The 16,585-nt window shown below is 72.6% G+C and carries 17 protein-coding genes; 9 read left to right on the top strand and 8 right to left on the bottom strand.

Annotated features, from left to right (window positions below):
* The first annotated feature begins 31 nt into the window (after positions 1–31).
* Complete coding sequence (locus tag OHB41_RS21635; protein ID WP_266699880.1) at positions 32–1,189, top strand: acyl-CoA dehydrogenase family protein; 1,158 nt, start codon at positions 32–34, stop codon at positions 1,187–1,189.
* A 28-nt stretch (positions 1,190–1,217) separates the two neighbouring features.
* Positions 1,218–2,267 (top strand): Zn-dependent alcohol dehydrogenase, encoded by a 1,050-nt coding sequence (locus tag OHB41_RS21630; RefSeq protein WP_266699879.1) that lies wholly within the window; start codon positions 1,218–1,220, stop codon positions 2,265–2,267.
* 134 nt (positions 2,268–2,401) lie between these two features.
* Here OHB41_RS21630 and OHB41_RS21625 read toward each other — a convergent pair whose 3' ends face one another.
* On the bottom strand, positions 2,402–3,472 hold the full coding sequence (locus OHB41_RS21625; RefSeq protein ID WP_266699878.1) for a GlxA family transcriptional regulator: 1,071 nt from the start codon (positions 3,470–3,472) through the stop codon (positions 2,402–2,404).
* 71 nt (positions 3,473–3,543) lie between these two features.
* On the opposite strand from OHB41_RS21625, the gene OHB41_RS21620 reads away from it, so the two are divergent.
* Positions 3,544–4,860 (top strand): MFS transporter, encoded by a 1,317-nt coding sequence (locus tag OHB41_RS21620; protein WP_266699877.1) that lies wholly within the window; start codon positions 3,544–3,546, stop codon positions 4,858–4,860.
* 2 nt (positions 4,861–4,862) lie between these two features.
* Here the strand turns inward: OHB41_RS21620 and OHB41_RS21615 are convergent, their stop codons facing one another.
* The 5 genes from OHB41_RS21615 to OHB41_RS21595 form a co-directional block, all read right to left on the bottom strand.
* A complete protein-coding gene (locus OHB41_RS21615) occupies positions 4,863–5,717 on the bottom strand; it encodes a hypothetical protein (protein WP_266699876.1) in 855 nt (284 codons plus the stop codon).
* Positions 5,718–5,875: 158 nt separating this feature from the next.
* A complete protein-coding gene (locus tag OHB41_RS21610) occupies positions 5,876–6,514 on the bottom strand; it encodes a flavin reductase family protein (protein ID WP_266699875.1) in 639 nt (212 codons plus the stop codon).
* 100 nt (positions 6,515–6,614) lie between these two features.
* Complete coding sequence (locus tag OHB41_RS21605) at positions 6,615–7,457, bottom strand: enoyl-CoA hydratase/isomerase family protein (RefSeq protein WP_266699874.1); 843 nt, start codon at positions 7,455–7,457, stop codon at positions 6,615–6,617.
* Positions 7,458–7,509: 52 nt separating this feature from the next.
* Positions 7,510–9,735 carry an acetate--CoA ligase family protein gene (locus tag OHB41_RS21600; RefSeq protein ID WP_266699873.1) on the bottom strand — a complete coding sequence of 742 codons (2,226 nt, stop codon included), beginning with the start codon at positions 9,733–9,735 and terminating at the stop codon, positions 7,510–7,512.
* Positions 9,736–10,331: 596 nt separating this feature from the next.
* Entirely contained in the window at positions 10,332–11,525 is a 1,194-nt protein-coding gene (locus OHB41_RS21595) for a flavin-containing monooxygenase (RefSeq protein WP_266699872.1), read from the bottom strand.
* 223 nt (positions 11,526–11,748) lie between these two features.
* Here OHB41_RS21595 and OHB41_RS21590 point away from each other — a divergent pair, with 223 nt between their 5' ends.
* The 4 genes from OHB41_RS21590 (at position 11,749) to OHB41_RS21575 (ending at position 14,321) form a co-directional block, all read left to right on the top strand.
* Positions 11,749–12,201 carry a DoxX family protein gene (locus tag OHB41_RS21590; RefSeq protein WP_266699871.1) on the top strand — a complete coding sequence of 151 codons (453 nt, stop codon included), beginning with the start codon at positions 11,749–11,751 and terminating at the stop codon, positions 12,199–12,201.
* A complete protein-coding gene (locus OHB41_RS21585; RefSeq protein WP_266699870.1) occupies positions 12,198–12,638 on the top strand; it encodes a Zn-ribbon domain-containing OB-fold protein in 441 nt (146 codons plus the stop codon). Before OHB41_RS21590 ends, OHB41_RS21585 begins: the two co-directional genes overlap by 4 nt.
* A gap of 46 nt (positions 12,639–12,684) precedes the next feature.
* Complete coding sequence (locus OHB41_RS21580; protein WP_266699869.1) at positions 12,685–13,317, top strand: GNAT family N-acetyltransferase; 633 nt, start codon at positions 12,685–12,687, stop codon at positions 13,315–13,317.
* A gap of 107 nt (positions 13,318–13,424) precedes the next feature.
* Positions 13,425–14,321 carry a GNAT family N-acetyltransferase gene (locus OHB41_RS21575; RefSeq protein ID WP_266699868.1) on the top strand — a complete coding sequence of 299 codons (897 nt, stop codon included), beginning with the start codon at positions 13,425–13,427 and terminating at the stop codon, positions 14,319–14,321.
* A 103-nt stretch (positions 14,322–14,424) separates the two neighbouring features.
* Here OHB41_RS21575 and OHB41_RS21570 read toward each other — a convergent pair whose 3' ends face one another.
* Positions 14,425–15,081, bottom strand: a complete 657-nt coding sequence (locus OHB41_RS21570) for a pyridoxine/pyridoxamine 5'-phosphate oxidase (protein WP_266699867.1) — start codon at positions 15,079–15,081, stop codon at positions 14,425–14,427.
* Between the two features lie 10 nt (positions 15,082–15,091).
* On the bottom strand, positions 15,092–15,499 hold the full coding sequence (locus tag OHB41_RS21565; RefSeq protein WP_266699866.1) for a hypothetical protein: 408 nt from the start codon (positions 15,497–15,499) through the stop codon (positions 15,092–15,094).
* Positions 15,500–15,606: 107 nt separating this feature from the next.
* On the opposite strand from OHB41_RS21565, the gene OHB41_RS21560 reads away from it, so the two are divergent.
* Positions 15,607–16,398, top strand: coding sequence for a helix-turn-helix domain-containing protein (locus OHB41_RS21560; RefSeq protein ID WP_266699865.1), 792 nt, complete (start codon positions 15,607–15,609; stop codon positions 16,396–16,398).
* Positions 16,395–16,580: a DUF397 domain-containing protein gene (locus tag OHB41_RS21555; RefSeq protein WP_266699864.1), complete on the top strand. Its 186-nt coding sequence runs from the start codon at positions 16,395–16,397 to the stop codon at positions 16,578–16,580. The genes OHB41_RS21560 and OHB41_RS21555 overlap by 4 nt, the downstream gene beginning before the upstream one ends.
* Positions 16,581–16,585: the final 5 nt, after the last annotated feature.

The following is a 16,585-nucleotide window of genomic DNA, read 5'->3' as shown; positions in this document are numbered from 1 at the left end:
CCGTGGTGCCGGCCGAGTGGGAGGACGACGCGTGGAGTTCGGATTCGATGCCGAGGACGAGGTCTTCCGGCGTACGGCGCGGGACTGGCTGGCGGCGCACCACACGGGTGAGCCGGGCCGCCGGGACTGGGAACGGGAGCTCGGACGGGACGGCTGGATCGGCCTCGGATGGCCCGAGGCCGGATACGGGAACCGGCGTGCGAGCCTGACCCAGCAGGTCGTCTGGGCCGAGGAGTACGCCCGTTCGAAGGCTCCCGCCCGCTCGGGCCACATCGGCGAGAAGCTTCTCGCTCCCACCCTCATCGGCCATGGGACGGCGGAGCAGAAGGCCCGCTTCCTCCCTCCGATCGCCCGCGGTGAGGAACTCTGGTGCCAGGGCTACAGCGAGCCCGGCGCGGGCTCGGACCTCGCGGGCATCAGGACGACGGCCGTACGGGAAGAGGGCTCCGCGCCGTCGGGGACGTACCGCGTCAGCGGCCAGAAGATCTGGACCTCGCTCGCCCACGAGGCGGACTGGTGCTTCGTCCTGGCCCGGACCCGGCCGGACGCCCCGCGTCACCGCGGCCTGTCCCTGCTCCTCGTCCCGATGGACCAGCCGGGCCGCGTCGAGGTGCGGCCGATCCGCCAGCTCACCGGCACCAGCGAGTTCAACGAGGTCTTCTTCGACGGAGCGCGGGCGCGGGCCGAGCACGTCGTCGGCGGCGAGGGCAACGGCTGGCGGGTCGCCATGAGCCTGCTCGGACACGAGCGCGGCGTCTCGACGCTCGCCCAGCAGGTCGGCTTCGCGGCGGAGCTGCGACGCGTGATCGAGACGGCCGTCGCGACGGGCGCGGCCGACGATCCGGTCGTCCGCGACCGCCTGGTGCGCCTGTGGGCGGAGCTGCGCACGATGCGCTGGAACGCCCTGCGGACGCTGGGCGGTTCGGGCGACGTGGGCGCGCCGAGCGTCGCCAAGCTGCTGTGGGGCGGCTGGCACCAGCGGCTCGGTGAACTCGCGGTACAGGTGAGGGGAGCGGAGGCTGCGACCGGCCCGGCGGACTGGTCGGCCGCGTCACCGTACGAACTCGACCCGCTCCAGCACCTGTTCCTGTTCAGCCGGGCCGACACCATCTACGGCGGCTCGGACGAGATCCAGCGCACGATCATCGCCGAGCGCGTGCTCGGTCTGCCGAAGGAACCCAGGGGATAGCCCCGGGGACGAGAGGGGAGCCGGTGCGATGCGAGGCGTGATCTTCGACGGTAAACAGACCCAGGTCGTGGACGACCTGGAGGTACGGGAGCCGGGATTCGGCGAGGTGCGGGTCGCCGTCTCCGCGGCCGGGCTCTGCCACAGCGACCTCTCCGTGGTGGACGGGACCATCCCCTTCCCCGTTCCCGTGGTGCTGGGCCACGAGGGTGCCGGGGTCGTCGAGTCGGTGGGGGCGGGTGTCACCCATGTCCGGCCCGGAGACCATGTCGCTCTGTCCACCCTCGCCAACTGCGGCGCGTGCGCGGAGTGCGACCGGGGGCGGCCGACGATGTGCCGCGAGGCGATCGGCATGCCGCGGCAGCCGTTCGCGCGGGGCGGGCGGCCGCTGTACCAGTTCGCCTCCAACTCGGCCTTCGCGGAACGGACGGTGGTGAAGGCGGTCCAGGCCGTCCGGATCCCGAAGGACATCCCGCTGCCGTCCGCCGCCCTGATCGGCTGCGGGGTGGTGACGGGGGTGGGTGCCGTCCTGAACCGCGCGCGGGTGGACCACGGCGAGAGCGTCCTGGTGATCGGCACGGGCGGCATCGGGCTCAACGTGATCCAGGGGGCCCGGATCGCGGGCGCCCTGCGGATCGTCGCGGTCGACTCCAATCCGGCCAAGGAGACGGTGGCCCGCCGGTTCGGCGCGACCCACTTCCTCACCTCCACCGAGGCCGTCGGGGAGATCCTCCCCACGGGCGCGGACCACGCCTTCGAGTGCGTCGGCCGGGTCGAACTCATCCGGCGGGCGATCGACCTGCTGGACCGCCACGGCCAGGCGGTCCTCCTCGGCGTACCGCCCGCCACCGCCGAGGCGTCCTTCCTCGTCTCCGCGATGTACCTGGACAAGTCGATCCTCGGCTGCCGCTACGGTTCGTCCCGCCCCCAGCGCGACATCGCCCTCTACGCGGACCTCTACCGCGAGGGCCGTCTGCTCCTCGACGAACTGGTCACCCGGACCTACCCGGTCGAGGACTTCGACAAAGCGGCCCAGGACGCCCACGAGGGGCGGGTGGCACGGGCGGTGCTGACGTTCTAGGGCGTGTTGCGAAAGTCCCGTCGTCCGCCCGGAGGGCAGGCGGGACTTTCGCAACACGACCTGGTGCCGCGGCACTAGGGAGGTACGGAGGCGGTTGTCCACAGGCCGGGGAAATCCACCGGGGACCGCTCCGCTCAGGCGACGGCGCCCGCCCGCGCGGCGCCGAGCCGTGTGCCACCGCTTCGGGCGCCGTCGTCCGGCCCGGCTTCGGCCTCCCGGCCCGCGGAGCGGAAGGTACGGCGGTACGCAGTGGGGGTGACCCCGAGGACCGCCTGCAGGTGCTGCCGCATCGACTGGGCGGTGCCGAAGCCGGCGTCCCGCGCCACCTGGTCGACGGACAGATCGCTGGACTCCAGCAGATGCCGGGCCCGTTCGACGCGTTGCCGGGTGAGCCACTGCCCGGGGCTGACGCCGACCTCCTCGCGGAAACGGCGCGTGAAGGTGCGCACGGACATGGACTCCTGTCCGGCCATGTCGCGCAGTTGGATCGGCTCGCCGAGGCGGTCGAGCGCCCAGGCACGGGCCGCGGTCGTGGTGGCCGCCTGCGGCTCGGGGACGGGCCGCAGGACGTACTGCGCCTGACCGCCGTCGCGGTGCGGTGGTACGACGGTCCGGCGGGCCACGTCGTTGGCGACGGCCGTCCCGTGGTCACGGCGGACGATATGGAGGCACAGGTCGATTCCGGCGGCGACGCCCGCGGAGGTGAGGACGTTCCCGTCGTCGACGAAGAGTACGTCGGCGTCGACCTTGATCCTGGGGAAGAGCCGCTGGAAGTGCTCGGCGTGGGACCAGTGGGTGGTGGCGGGGCGGCCGTCGAGGTATCCGGCGGCGGCGAGGACGTATCCACCGGTGCAGATGGAGACGAGCCGGGTGCCGGGGCGGATGTGGGCGAGGGCGGCGGCCAGCTCGGGGGTCAGGACGCCCTGCTCGTGGACCGGGCCGAGTTCGTAGGAGGCGGGGACGACGACGGTGTCGGCGGTGGCGAGTGCCTCCGGCCCGTTCGCGACGAGGACGGCGAAGTCGGCGTCGGTGGCGACGGGGCCCGGCGGCCGGACCGAGCAGGTGACGACCTCGTACAGGGATCGCCCCTCGGCATCCCGCGACTTGCCGAAGATGCGCTGCGGGATACCGAGTTCGAAGGGCAGCAGCCCGTCGAGAGCGAGCACGACGACGCGGTGCCGGCGGAACGTACCCTGAGGACCCATGGCCCGATCCTAGCGAATGATGTCCCCCCGGCCACTCGTTCGGGAAGGCCGCATCCCCGAAGCTCTCTGATGTGACCCAGACAACCGACGCCGTGGACGCCGCTCAGCTGTCCTCCGCCCCCGGCCGCACCCGGATCCACCGTGCCTGGTTCGTCGCCGCCGTCACCTTCGTGACGATCGTCGGCGCCGCGGCCTTCCGCTCGCTGCCCGGTCTGCTGATCGACCCCCTGCACCAGGAGTTCCACTGGTCGCGCGGCACGATCGGCGCGGCGGTGTCGATCAACCTCGCGCTGTACGGACTGACGGCGCCCTTCGCGGCCGCGCTGATGGACCGCTTCGGCATCCGGCGCGTGGTCGCGGTCGCCCTGATGGTGATCGCGCTCGGCTCCGGGCTGACCGTGTGGATGACGGCGGCCTGGCAACTGCTGCTCTGCTGGGGCCTGCTGGTCGGACTGGGCTCCGGCTCGATGGCCCTGGCCTTCGCGGCGACGGTCACCAACCGCTGGTTCACGGCACGCAAGGGCCTGGTGACCGGCATCCTGACGGCGGCCTCGGCCTCCGGCCAGCTGATCTTCCTGCCGGTGCTCTCCTGGATCGTCACGGAGCACGACTGGCGCCCGGCCGCGGTGACGGTCGCCCTCGCGGCGCTCGCCGTCGTCCCCTTCGTCTGGCTGCTGCTGCGAGACCACCCGGCCGACGTCGGCCTGAAGCCCTACGGGGCGTCCGAGTTCGTGCCGAAGCCCGCGCCGGTGCAGGGCGCGGCCCGGCGTGCCGTGACCGTCCTCCTCTCCGCGGTCCGCACCGGCCCGTTCTGGCTGCTGGCCGGCACCTTCGCGATCTGTGGCGCCTCGACGAACGGCCTGATCCAGACGCACTTCGTGCCCGCGGCCCACGACCACGGGATGCCGATCACGGCGGCGGCCTCACTGCTCGCGGTCATCGGGGTCTTCGACGTGGTCGGCACGATCGCCTCCGGCTGGTTCACCGACCGCTTCGAACCACGCCGGCTGCTCGCGGTCTACTACGCGCTGCGCGGGATCTCGCTCCTCTTCCTCCCCATGCTCATGTCCTCGACCGTGCATCCCCCGATGATCTTCTTCATCGTCTTCTACGGCCTCGACTGGGTCGCCACGGTCCCGCCCACCCTGGCCCTGTGCCGTGAGCAGTACGGCGAGGACAGCGCCATCGTCTTCGGCTGGGTGCTCGCCTCCCACCAGATCGGCGCCGCCCTCGTCGCCTTCCTCGGCGGTGTCGCGCGGGACGCGTTCGGTTCGTACGACATGGTGTGGATCGCCTCGGGCGCGCTGTGCGCGGTGGCGGCGATGATGGCGCTGGTCATCCGGCGGCGGCCGGTCGCTCCCGTGCTGTCCGTGCGGCCGGCCGTCTGAGGTCAGCGCGCCGGAAGCCGGTCGTACGTCTTGAAGGTGTACCGCGCGGACAGCTTGATCGCGTTCCCGGTCGCTCCCGGCAGGCCGAGCCGGTCGTCGACGAGCCGGCCCAGCGGGCCGCAGCCGACGGCGGCCGGGGCGGTGAAGGTGTCGTCGTACGCGTCGAACCTGATGACCGGCGGGTCCTGGGACACCCACTCGGAGTCGCCCGCGCGCCGCAGACGGAGTTCGACGGGGGCGTCGCCGCCTATGACGCACCCGTGCGGCAGCAGGGGGCTCAGGACGCGGAAGCGCAGGGTGAACAGGCCCAGGCTGTTCCCGGTGGAGTAGAAGTCGGACCTGCCGCCGTACTCGGGACGCAGGGCCAGCGGCAGCAGGGGGCCGTGACCGGCCGGCCCGGTGCCGAGGAGGCCGCCGGGGACGGTGGTCGAGGTGCTGCGCATCGCGCCCCAGACCTGCCCGTCCCCGCCGTCCGGCAGCGGGCCCTCGGCGTGGGTGATGGTCATCGGCGCCAGCTCGGGAATGCTCCTGTTGTCGAGAGTCAACGACCCGGTGGCGGTGAGGACTTCGCACTTCCAGCGGGCCGCGTCGACGTCGGCCGGGATGTCCGGGCAGTCACGGAAGTCGAACGGGACGACGGGTGGAGCGGTGCCGGCGTCCTTGGCCGTGGTGGCGACGGTGGCGACGTGGGCGGTGGCGACGGGTGCGGCGTCCGCGGTGGTGGCGACGGTCGGGGTGGCGGCGACGGCGGGGGAGCCCGCCGCGGCGGTGATCGTGGTGGCGAGGGCGGCGGCGACGGCGAGCCCGGCGGCCCCGCGACGGACGGCCGAGGGGCGCTTCTCAGCGGTGATCTCCATGCCGTTCAGCCTGCCGCCGCACCCCCCGGGCAGCCACCGGGAAGCCCCCCGGCCCACCCTGATCCACCCCTGACGCCGAGTCAGGGTCCACCCCTGAGAGCCATGCCTGAGACCCATGAACGGCGCACCACGCCCCCATGGGCGATGTCGGAAGCGCCCTAGGCGAAGCGCCCCCGGTGGAACAGCAGCGGCGCGACGCCCGCGCCGTCGCCCCGGCCTCCGTCGTCGTCCCCCGCGCCGAGCGCGTCCACCCGTCCCACCACGATGAGATGGTCCCCGCCCGTGTGCACCGCGTGGATCGTGCAGTCGATCCAGGCCGCGGTCCCCGCGAGGCGGGGCGCCCCGGAGACGGGTGCCGCGTCGTACCGGACGCCCGCGAACTTGTCGGCCCCGCTCACCGCGAACCCACGGCACAGGTCGCCCTGGTGCGCGCCCAGTACGTTCACGCAGAAGACGCCCGCGCGGGCGATGCGCGGCCAGGTCGTCGAGGTACGGCCGACCATGAAACAGACCAGTGGCGGGTCGAGGGAGAGGGAGGAGAAGGACTGGCAGGCGAAGCCGGCCGGCCCCGCCCCCGCCGGCTCCCCGGGCCCCTCCGGTGCGGTGATGACGGTCACGCCCGTCGCGAAGTTCCCCAGCACCCGCCGGAACTCGCCGTGATCGACCGGCGCCCGCTCGTCCTCACCGACGGCGCGCAACTCCGGCCGCGGCAGCGTCTCGACCGGGCCCGCGACGGCGGGAGCCCCGGCCGACCGGAGATAGCGCACGGCCGCTGCCGCCATTCCTGCGTGTCCCATCACCTCACCATTGAACCTGACGCTACGTCAGATAGGAAGGGTTGGCCGCCGGGAACGGGCCGGCATCCCCGCCGTGCGGACCGTCGGCGTCAGGTACCTCTCACCGCCCCCGGTACCGCGCCTGCCGCCGCTCCACGAAGCTCGCCACGCCTTCCTTCGCGTCCGCCGTCGTCATGTTGATCTCCTGGGCGGCCGCCTCCGCGGCGAAGGCGGTGCTGCGATCGGTGTCGAGGGAGGCGTTGACCAGTTGCTTGGTGAGGGCCAGGGCGCGGGTCGGCCCGGCGGCCAGGCGTTCGGCCCACTTGCGTGCGGTCTTCTCCAGGTCCTCGGGCGGGACGACGCGGTTGACGAGGCCGAGCCGTTCGGCGTCCCTGGCGGTGAGCGCGTCGCCGAAGAACATCAGCTCCTTCGCGCGCTGCGGCCCGATGAGACGCGGCAGCAGATACGCCCCGCCGCCGTCGGGAACCAGCCCGCGGCGTACGAACACCTCGATGAACCTGGCCGGTTCGGCGGCGAGTACGAGGTCGCAGGCGAGGGCGAGATGGACGCCGAGGCCGGCCGCGGTGCCGTTGACCGCCGCGATCACCGGCTTCTCGCAGTCGAGGACCGCCGCGACGAGCCGCTGGGCGCCGAGACGGAGGGTGCGGGCGACGTCGCCGGGGATCCGCTCACCGGCCGCGGGCGCCCCCCTCAGGTCCGCGCCCGCGCAGAAGCCGCGGCCCGTCGCGGTGATCACCACGGCCCGCACGTCCGGATCCGCGGACGCCGACGCGAGCAGCGCGATCACGCGTTCACGCTGGTCCCAGGTGAGGGCGTTCATGGTCTCGGGGCGGTCGAGGGTGATCCACGAGACGGCGTTGTCAGTGGCGTGACGTATCAATGAGTCGAGGGACTTTTGAGTGGATTGAACGGAATCGGACGGTTCGCGAGGGGAGTCGGGCATGGGGGTGCTCCGGTTCGTACGAGTCGTGGTCGGCGGCGGGTGGCGCGGCGGTTCAGCGGCACACCACCAGCGCGTCGAGCGCCACCGCCCCCTGCCCTCTGGGCAGCACCATCAGCGGGTTGACGTCGAGCTCGGCGATGTCGTCACCGAGCTCCAGCGCCATCCGCTGGACGCGCAGGACGACCTCGACGAGCGCGTCCACATCCACCGGCGGCGCCCCGCGCACGCCGTCCAGGAGCGCCCGGCCGCGCAGCTCGCGGAGCATCCTCCGGGCCTGGTCCTCACCGAAGGGCGGCACGCGGACGGCCGTGTCCCGCAGTACCTCGACGAGGACACCGCCGAGCCCGACGGTCACGGTCGGCCCGAACAGCCGGTCGTGCGTGACCCCCACGACCATCTCGACGCCCCGCTCGACCATCTGGCACACCAGCACCCCGTCCAGCGAGATCCCCTCGTAGCGCGCGATGTCGGTCAGTTCGCGGTAGGCGTCCCTGACCTGGCTCGCGGAGGTCAGCCCGATCTTCACCAGGCCGAGTTCGGTCTTGTGGGCGATCTGCGCGCCGGAGGCCTTCATGACCACCGGGTAGCCCACCAGCCCGGCCGCGCGCACGGCCGCCGCCGCGCTGGTCACCAACTGCTCGCGCGGCACCCGGATCCCGTACGCGCGCAGCAGCTGTTTCGCCGCGTGCTCGCTCAGCTGCTGACCCGGCCGCATCAGCGCCTGCGCCTTGCGGAAGGAGGGCGAAGGGGTGCGGGGCGCCTCGTCGAAGGGCGAGCGGTACGCGGCGGCGAACCGGTGGTGCTCCAGATAGGCCCGCACGGCGGTGATGCAGTTGGCGAACGTACGGAAGGTGGCGACCCGCGCCGACCCGAGCAGCGTCTCGCGGTAGGCGGCCTCGGTGCCGACCGGCGACCCCCACACCACGCACACCAGCTTGTCCGTCCGCTCCGCCGCGTCCACCAGGTCCTGCGCGAGCTTGTCGCTCATCGGCGGGAAGGGGCCGGTGATCGGGCAGATCAGCACCCCGACCGCCGGATCGGCGAGGATCGCGTCGATGATCTTCCGGCCGCGCCAGTCGCCGACCGGGTGTCCGCCGTTGTCGACGGGGTTGGCCACGCTCAGGTAATCCGGTATCCACTGGTGCAGCTCGGCCTGCTTGGCGGCCGAGAGGTCCGGCAGGCGCAGCCCCGCCGCCGTCGCCAGGTCCGAGAAGTGCGCCCCCGTGCCGCCGGAGATCGAATAGACGGCGACCCCGTCGGCCAGCGGGGCGCGGGCGCGGGCCAGCAGCGCCGCGGTGTCCTGGAGTTCGTCGAGCCCGTCGACGCGGATCACGCCGTACTGCCGCATCGCCGCGTCCACCACCGTGTCGGCACCGGTCAGTTTTCCGGTGTGGGAGGCGGCGGTGCGGGCCCCGGCCTCGGTGCGGCCGACCTTGACGGCGACGACGGGTACCCCGCGCCGGGCGGCGCGGTCGGCGGCGAGCAGGAAGGAGCGGCCGTCCTTGAGCCCCTCGACGTAGCAGGCGATGGCGCCGATCTCGGGCCGCTCGGAGAAGTAGGAGATGAAGTCGGCGGTCTCCAGGTCGGCCTCGTTGCCGGTGGGCGCCCAGTGGGAGAGCCGTACGCCCAGTTCCTGCATCGCGAAGACCGGGCGCCCCTGGTGGCCGGACTGGGTGATGAGGGCGACCGCGGGCCCTTCGAGGTCGTCGCGGAACCGCTCGAAGGCGTTGAGGTTGGTGTTGGGGCCCAGCAGCCGCAGGCCGGAGCGGGAGACGGCGGCGGCGAGCCGGGTCTGCGCGGCCGCGCCCTCGGCGCCGGTCTCGGCGAACCCGGAGGCGAAGGCGACGGCGAACTTCACCTTGGCCTCGCTCAGTTCACCGATCACGGCGAGCGGGTCGCCGACCAGGAGCACGGCCAGGTCGACCTGTTCGGGCAGGTCCCCGACGGAAGGGAAACAGCGCAGGCCGAAGACGGACCTGCGGGTGGGGTGCACCGGGTGCAGCCGGGCCCCGACCCGCTCGGCCCAGGACATCAGCTGCCGGGTGATGCCGGTGTTCGGCCGTCCCTCGGTGTCCGAGGCGCCGACGACGGCCACCGACTCGGGGCGGAAGAGGCGGTCCAGGTCGGGTACGTCGGCGTACAGCGGGCGTCCGCTGACGTCGAGGTCGTCGACATCGGCCGGCCGGCCGTGCACGACGGGTGAGAGCTGCTCGCCGCAGGCGATGACCCGGGCCCGGCGGGAGTCGGTGGTGAGGGTGCCGTGGGTTGATCCAAGCATCGGTCCGCCCGCTCCTGTGTGACAGCTGTTTAACTGACGCTGTGTCAGATTACTTAACTGACGGCCTGTCAGGAACAGTCGTGCAAGCAAAGCCGCGCGTACGTGCGGTGAGGGTCCCGTGCCCGTGGGTGCGTGGGCGAGTGTCCGGACGGCCGCTCGGGCGGGTGTGTGGCGGGTGTGCGGCAGACGGGCGGTGGGGGCGTGGACGGGCACGACGGGCACCCGGTTCGTACCCGCGGCACGCGGAGCGGAACCCGTCATCGGCTTCCGGCGTCACGTCACCGCCCACTCCCTGCGGGTGCACGGCCGGGCGTGTGTCCGGTCCCGCTCGTGTCCGGTCCCTGCGGGTGCCCGGTCGCGCTCGTGCCCGGGGTTGTCCTCGTGCGGGCCGGCCCGGCTCGCGCTCCGCCTGGCTCGGCTCGCGCCCGGCTTGGCCAGCACCTGGCCCGGTTAGCCCAGCCGGCGCCCGGCTCGGCCGGCACCCCGCTCGGCTCAGCCCAGGTGGCGCCCGGTTCGGCCGGCGCCCGGCTCGGCCCAGCCCGGCTTACGTCCTGGCCGCCGCACGCCCGGGCCGCCGCACGTCCGGCGGGTTCGGCTCAGTCCGTGGTGCGGGTCCGTCCCGTGACGCGGGCCACGGCCTTCGCTATCTTCCGGGCGTCCAGGGCGAGTTCGCGGAACATGCCGCTGATGGGGTTGGTGAAACCGGTGAAGTACAGGCCGGGCGCGTTCTTCGGGGAGCGTCCGCCGTGCACGACCGGGCGGCCGCGCTCGTCCAGCACGCCGAGGTGTCCGACCAAGCCCTCCAGCGCGCGCTCGTACCCGGTCGCGGCGATCACCGCGTCGGGGCCGATCCGTGTTCCGTCGGCGAGGACGACCTTGCCATCCTCGAAGCCCTCCACCGCCGCGACGATCTCGACCCGCCCCTTGCGCACGGCATCGACGAGGCCGACGTCCTGGACCGGGATCGAGCCCTCGTTGACGCGCGAGTAGAGGCCGGTGTCGGGTCGCGGCAGCCCCTGCGCCGACAGGTCCGGGACGCTCATCCTGGCCATCGGCCCGGCGAGGGAGTCGACGAGGCGCACCGGCAGCCGTCGTACGAGGATGCCGGTGAACTGGGCGGTCCAGCCGGCCGTGGAGCGCCGCACGATGTGCGGGGCGGTGCGCACCGCGAGCCGCACCCGCCCGGCGCCGCCCTCGACCAGGTCCACGGCGATCTCGGCGCCCGTGTTCCCGACGCCGACGACGAGGACGTCCCGTCCGGCGTAGGGCGCCGGGTTGCGGTACTCGCCGGCGTGCAGGAGTTCGCCGCTGTAGGCGTCGTGGCCGGGCCAGTCCGGTACGCGGGGCGTGTGGTTGTGGCCGGTGGCGACGACGACCGCGCTGCCGGTCAGTTCGCGGCCGCCGGTGGCGTGCAGCAGCCAGGAGTCACCGACGCGTTCGACGCGGGAGACCTCGACGCCCGTGACGATCTCCAACTGGTGGTGCTCGGCGTACTTCTCCAGGTAGCGCACCACGTTGTCGCGCGAGACCCAGCGCCCGAACGCGCGGGGCATCGCGAGCCCCGGGAGAGCGGACAGCCGCCGCGTCGTGTGCAGGTGCAGCCGGTCGTAGTGGCGCCGCCAGGAGGCACCGACCCGGTCGGACTTCTCCAGCACGACGGCCCGTACGCCCCGGGCGCGCAACGCGTACGCCGCCGCGAGGCCGCCGGGACCGCCGCCGATCACGTACACGGGTCGGTCCTCGTGGGACGGTACCGGGCGGAGTGTGGAGGAAGCAGTCGAGTCGGCCATGAGCGCGAGCGTAATCACGTCGTCAATTGATAGGTCTCGGTCAAGCCCGGAATCGGTTGCGAACTGATCACGGCTGTAGGAGGAGTGGGTGCGGCTGGTGGCGTAGGTCACTCGGTTGTGTTCCGGACGTGGAGGCGGGGTCGGTGTACGCCTCTTGCGCGGACATCCCGCGTACGCTGAACTGACGTACCGTCAGATACCGGCGGCGGCAGGAGGTTCGGCCATGGACACGATCTGGCTCGACGGGGCGCAATGGCTGGCCGTGCTGCGGATCGGGCTCGGACTGTGGTGGCTGGAGAGCTGGCGGCACAAGGACAGGGCGGCCTGGTTCGAGCGGGGGACCGGGATCGCGTGGGCCGCGGACGTGGCCGCCAAGCACCGGTGGAGCGCGGTGCGTTCAGGCTTCGAGAGGGTCGTGGCGCCGCGCCCGAAGGTGATGGCGTACGTCGTCGTCCACGCCGAACTGGCCCTCGGGCTCGGCCTGGTGGCCGGCCTCCTGACCCCGGTAGCCCTCGCGGGGGGACTGCTGCTCAACGTCCTGTACTTCACGCTCATGATCCACGACTGGGCCGAGCAGGGGCAGAACGCGATGATGGCGCTGATCTCGGCCGTCGCCCTGTTCGGGATGTCCTGGCAGACGTGGTCGCTGGACGACGCGATCGGGCTCTTCCGGTGAGCGCCCGGTTCGACGTGCCCGAGGCCGACGCCTTCACCCGGCCGTACTGGGACGCGGCCGCGACGGGGCGGCTGCTGCTGCGCCACTGCGACGCCTGCGGGCGGGCGCACCACTACCCCCGCGAGTTCTGCCCGCACTGCTGGAGCGAGGACGTGCGCTGGCGGCCCGCGAGTGGCCGCGCCACGCTCTACACGTGGTCCGTCGTGCACCGCAACGACCTCCCGCCGTTCGGCGACCGCGTGCCGTACGTCGCCGCCGTCGTCGACCTCGCGGAGGGGCCGCGGATGATGACCGAGGTGGTGGAGTGCCCGCAGGGTGCGCTGCGGATCGGCATGGACCTGGAAGTGGCGTTCCGCGAAGGGACGCCCGTCTTCCGTCCCCGTCCCGCCGCCCCTCCGCCCGCGCACCCCCACGGGCCCCGAGCGCCCCGGGTGTGAGCTCGGGCCGCCGACGCGTTTCAATGAATGGGTGTCCGGTTTCCACGTGAGGTCCCCCGCCGAGCCCTTCCCCGAGCTGCGCGGCCAGGGTCTGCTGCTGCGGCCCTGGGACGCGGATTCCGACGTCGATGTCGCGGCCTGGCTGCGCGGTGTGTCCGACCCGGAGTTCCAGCGCTGGAACACCCCGCTCCGGCCCGTCCGGGACATCGACAGCGCCCGCGAGTCGCTCCGCTCACGCACCGAGAGCGCCGCCGACGGTACAGGCGTCTCCTTCTGCGTCATGGACGGGTCGGGCGGTACGGCACTGGGGCACATCGGCATCAACGAGATCGACCACGTCATGCGCGTCGCCCGCATCGGCTACTGGGTTCTGCCGGAGGCCCGCGGCCACCGGGTCGCCACCCGCGCCCTCGCCCTGGCCTCCCGCTTCGCCTTCGGCGCGATCCGTCTGCACCGCCTGGAGCTGGGCCACGCCCTCGGCCATGAGGCCTCCTGCCGGGTCGCCGAGCGGTGCGGGTTCCGTTACGAGGGGACGCTCAGGGGCGCGATGTTCGAAGCCGGGCGGCTCGACGCGTTCCGGGACGTCCATCTGCACGCGCGGGTCGCGACCGACCCGGTGCCGGTGCCGGCGGACCCGGACCCGGACCCGGACCCGGACCCGGACACGTACGTGGCCTAGCCGCGGCGCCCCGTGAGGTTCCGTTCCTGAGCCCGTCCCGTTTCCCGGCCGGTCGCCGTCCGGGAAAACCGGAGGCGGCGGCCGGGCGTGGAGGGAATCATGGCGGCATGCCTCGTGAGCCTCACACCTGGGCGGTCACCCACGACGTGGACGCCTTCCTCGCGCGCGCGGGGGACTTCCTCCGTTCGCGGCCCGCTCTGCACACCGTGCCGCTGACGGTGACCCACGCCCTGCGCACCCGGGGTCCGAGCACGTTCGGGGCGGAGGCGCCTGTGCTCGGCCTGCTGGAGCGCGGCGGGGACGTGCGCGCGGCCTTCTTCCGCACGCCGCCCCACCGGCTGAACGTGACGCCCCTGTCCGAGGAGGACGCAGACTCCCTCGCCGCGCGCCTGGCGGACCTGGGACACGACCTGCCGGGCGTCACCGCCGACCGGGCCACCGCCGCGGTCTTCGCCGAGGCCTGGCAGCGGCGCCGCGCGGGTGTGAGCGCCCCGCTGTACCGCCACGACCGCCTGTACCGGCTGGACACACCGGCCGTGCCGGGGCCCGTGCCGCCCGGCCGGCCGCGGGTCGCCGCGGACGGCGACCGGGGGCTGCTCGCCCGGTGGTGCGGCGAGTTCGCCGAAGCGATCGGTGAGCGGACCGCGCGTGACCCCGACGACTGGGCCGCCGCGCGGATCGCCCACGGCGGCATCACCCTCTGGGAGGCGCCGGACGGCACCCCGGTCGCGATGGCCGGCGCGACCCCCCGGGTCGCCGGACAGGTGCGTGTCGGGCCCGTCTACACCCCCGCCCCCTTCCGTGGCCGGGGGTACGCGGGGGCCGCCACCGTCGAGGTCGGCCGGGCCGCGCTGGCCTCCGGCGTGGACGACGTCCTGCTCTTCACCGACCTCTCCAACCCCACCAGCAACGGCCTCTACCAGCGGATCGGCTACCGGCCGGTGGCCGACTTCGACGTGTACGACTTCAAGGACGCGTCGCGTCCCGCTGGAGTGTCCGCCTGACGGTGGCGGGGGTTCCCCGTTCTTCGTCCCGCGGGTGCGGGTGGGTGGGGCTGTCGCGCAGTTCCCCGCGCTCCCTCGAGGGCGCGGCCCGCGTCCTCAGCCCTCAGGGCCACAGCAGCTCCGTGTGCCAGTCCGGCCCCGCACGGCGGTAGACGAGCCGTACGTGGCGGCGCCGCGCGTCTCCCTGGAAGAACTCCACCTCCTCCGGCTGGAGGCGGTAGAGGGTCCAGGTCGGCGCCGTCGCGTCCGGCTCCCGCCCCGCGCGCTCCCAGGCGGCGTCCGAGGCGAGCGCCAGCTCCTCGGCCGAGCCGAGGACATCACTCTGCCTGCCGACCAGCGCGGCGGCCAGCGCTCCCGTCGAGCGGGCGTGCAGGTCCGCCTGCCCCTCCTCCGGCGGTGCGGCCGTGACCGGTCCGCGAAGCCGGATCTGACGGCCCTGGGCGGGCCAGTAGAACTCGATCGCCGCGTACGGACGGGCGGCGAGCTGCCGTCCCTTGCGGCTGGTGGTGTGGCTCGCGAAGGCCCATCCGTCCGGGTCCGCGCCGTGCAGCATCACGATCCGGACGTCCGGCAGACCGTCCTCGTCCACCGTCGCCAGCGACATCGTGTGCGGCTCCGTCTGACCCGCCGCCACCGCCTGCGCGAGCCACTCCGTGAACAGGGCCAGGGGTGCGGCGGGCGCGGCTGCCGGGTCGAAGTCCGGCAGCTCGACGTCCCACACCCGCAGCGACCTCAGCAGTTCGTGAAGATCCGTTCCCATGCCCCGAGTATCACTCGGGGGCACGGCAGAGCTGCGCCATCAGCACCCCGTGCAGCAGTTCGGCGTCGACGAACTCCCCGGCCTCCGGTGCGCCGGCGCCCCAGCCGAGCGGGTAGGTGTTGCCCTCCGGCGCGGGGACCCCGATGTACTCGTCCTGCCCGGACCGGGTGAAGCGGCGGGCTCCCGGCGGCCAGTCGTGCTCCACGCTCTCCCCGGGGGCCAGCAGGAAGTACGTCCACCGGCAGCCGCTCATCTCCCGTACGACGGGTCCGGGGCGTCCGTCGGTCAGTCCGGTGAGGTGGTGCAGCACGGCCTCCCCGCGGACGCCGCAGACACGGACGGCGTCGAAGTGGACCCCGGCGAGACGTAGTTGAAGACCTGACTTGGGGACCCAATTCGGGGTGAGTTCGTTCGTCATGACTATGAGCGTGACGGCGGTTGCGTAGCGTGACCAGGTGAACACGGTCCACATTGCCGGTTGTGGGGAGGACGGTGGTTGTCGTGGGGGCGAGTGGTGGGGTGTCCATGGGGCGCAGGCTGGTGGGGGAGTTGCTGCGGATTCACCGGGGGCGGCTGGGGCTGACGCAGAAGGACGCCGCCGACCTGGTGCACGTGTCCGAGTCGTGTTTCGGGGCGTACGAGCGGGCCGAGCGGATTCCGACGATCGATTTCTTGAGGGACGTGGACAAGGCACTTGATGCGCGGGGGGCGCTCATCGCGTGCGTCGAGATGATGGAGGAGGAGAAGTATCCGCCTGCCTTCGTGGATTGGGTGCGGCTGGAACGTCAGGCGCGTGTGATCAGTGGGTACGAGACCATGCTGATTCCTGGGCTGCTTCAGACGGAGGCCTACGTGCGGGCTCTGTACGAAGTGCGACGACCGGCGTACACCGAGGAAGAGATTGAGAAGCATGTTGAGGCTCGACTCGAACGGCAGGCGGTGCTGGCACACAATCCGCCGCCCTATGTGAGCTATGTGATCGAGGAGGCCGTACTGGAGCGGCCGCTCGGTGACCAGGAGGTACTGAGGGAGCAGTTGCTGCACATGCTGGAGTGCAACCGGACGATGAAGCATCTGACGATCCAGGTGATGCCGACTGTGCGGCGGGTGCATGCGGGGCTGGTCGGGCCGATGCAACTGATGAGTACCCACGAGGGGCGCAATCTCGTGTACGCCGAGGCCCAGGGCGGCGGTAGGTTGATCCACAAGTCGGAGCAGGTGAGCGATCTGTTTGACCTCTTCGGGATGTTGCGAGCCCAGGCGTTCAATCCCGAGGAGTCCGCGGAGCTCATCGAGAGGAAGGCGGGACGACTGTGAACACGACGGAACTGACCTGGTTCAAGTCCAGTTACAGCAACAACGAGGGCGAGGCCTGTCTCGAAATAGCCACCACCCCCACCGCCATCCACATCCGCGACTCCAAGAACCCGGCAGACGCGGCCCCCACCCTCGCCGTCACCCCCACCACCTGGACCGCCTTCCTCCGCACCGTCCGCTGAGCCGG

Source organism: Streptomyces sp. NBC_01571 (genome assembly GCF_026339875.1).
Taxonomy (GTDB): Bacteria; Actinomycetota; Actinomycetes; order Streptomycetales; family Streptomycetaceae; genus Streptomyces.
The sequence above is the reverse complement of the archived record's forward strand: the minus strand, read 5'-3'. Positions and strand labels throughout refer to the sequence as shown.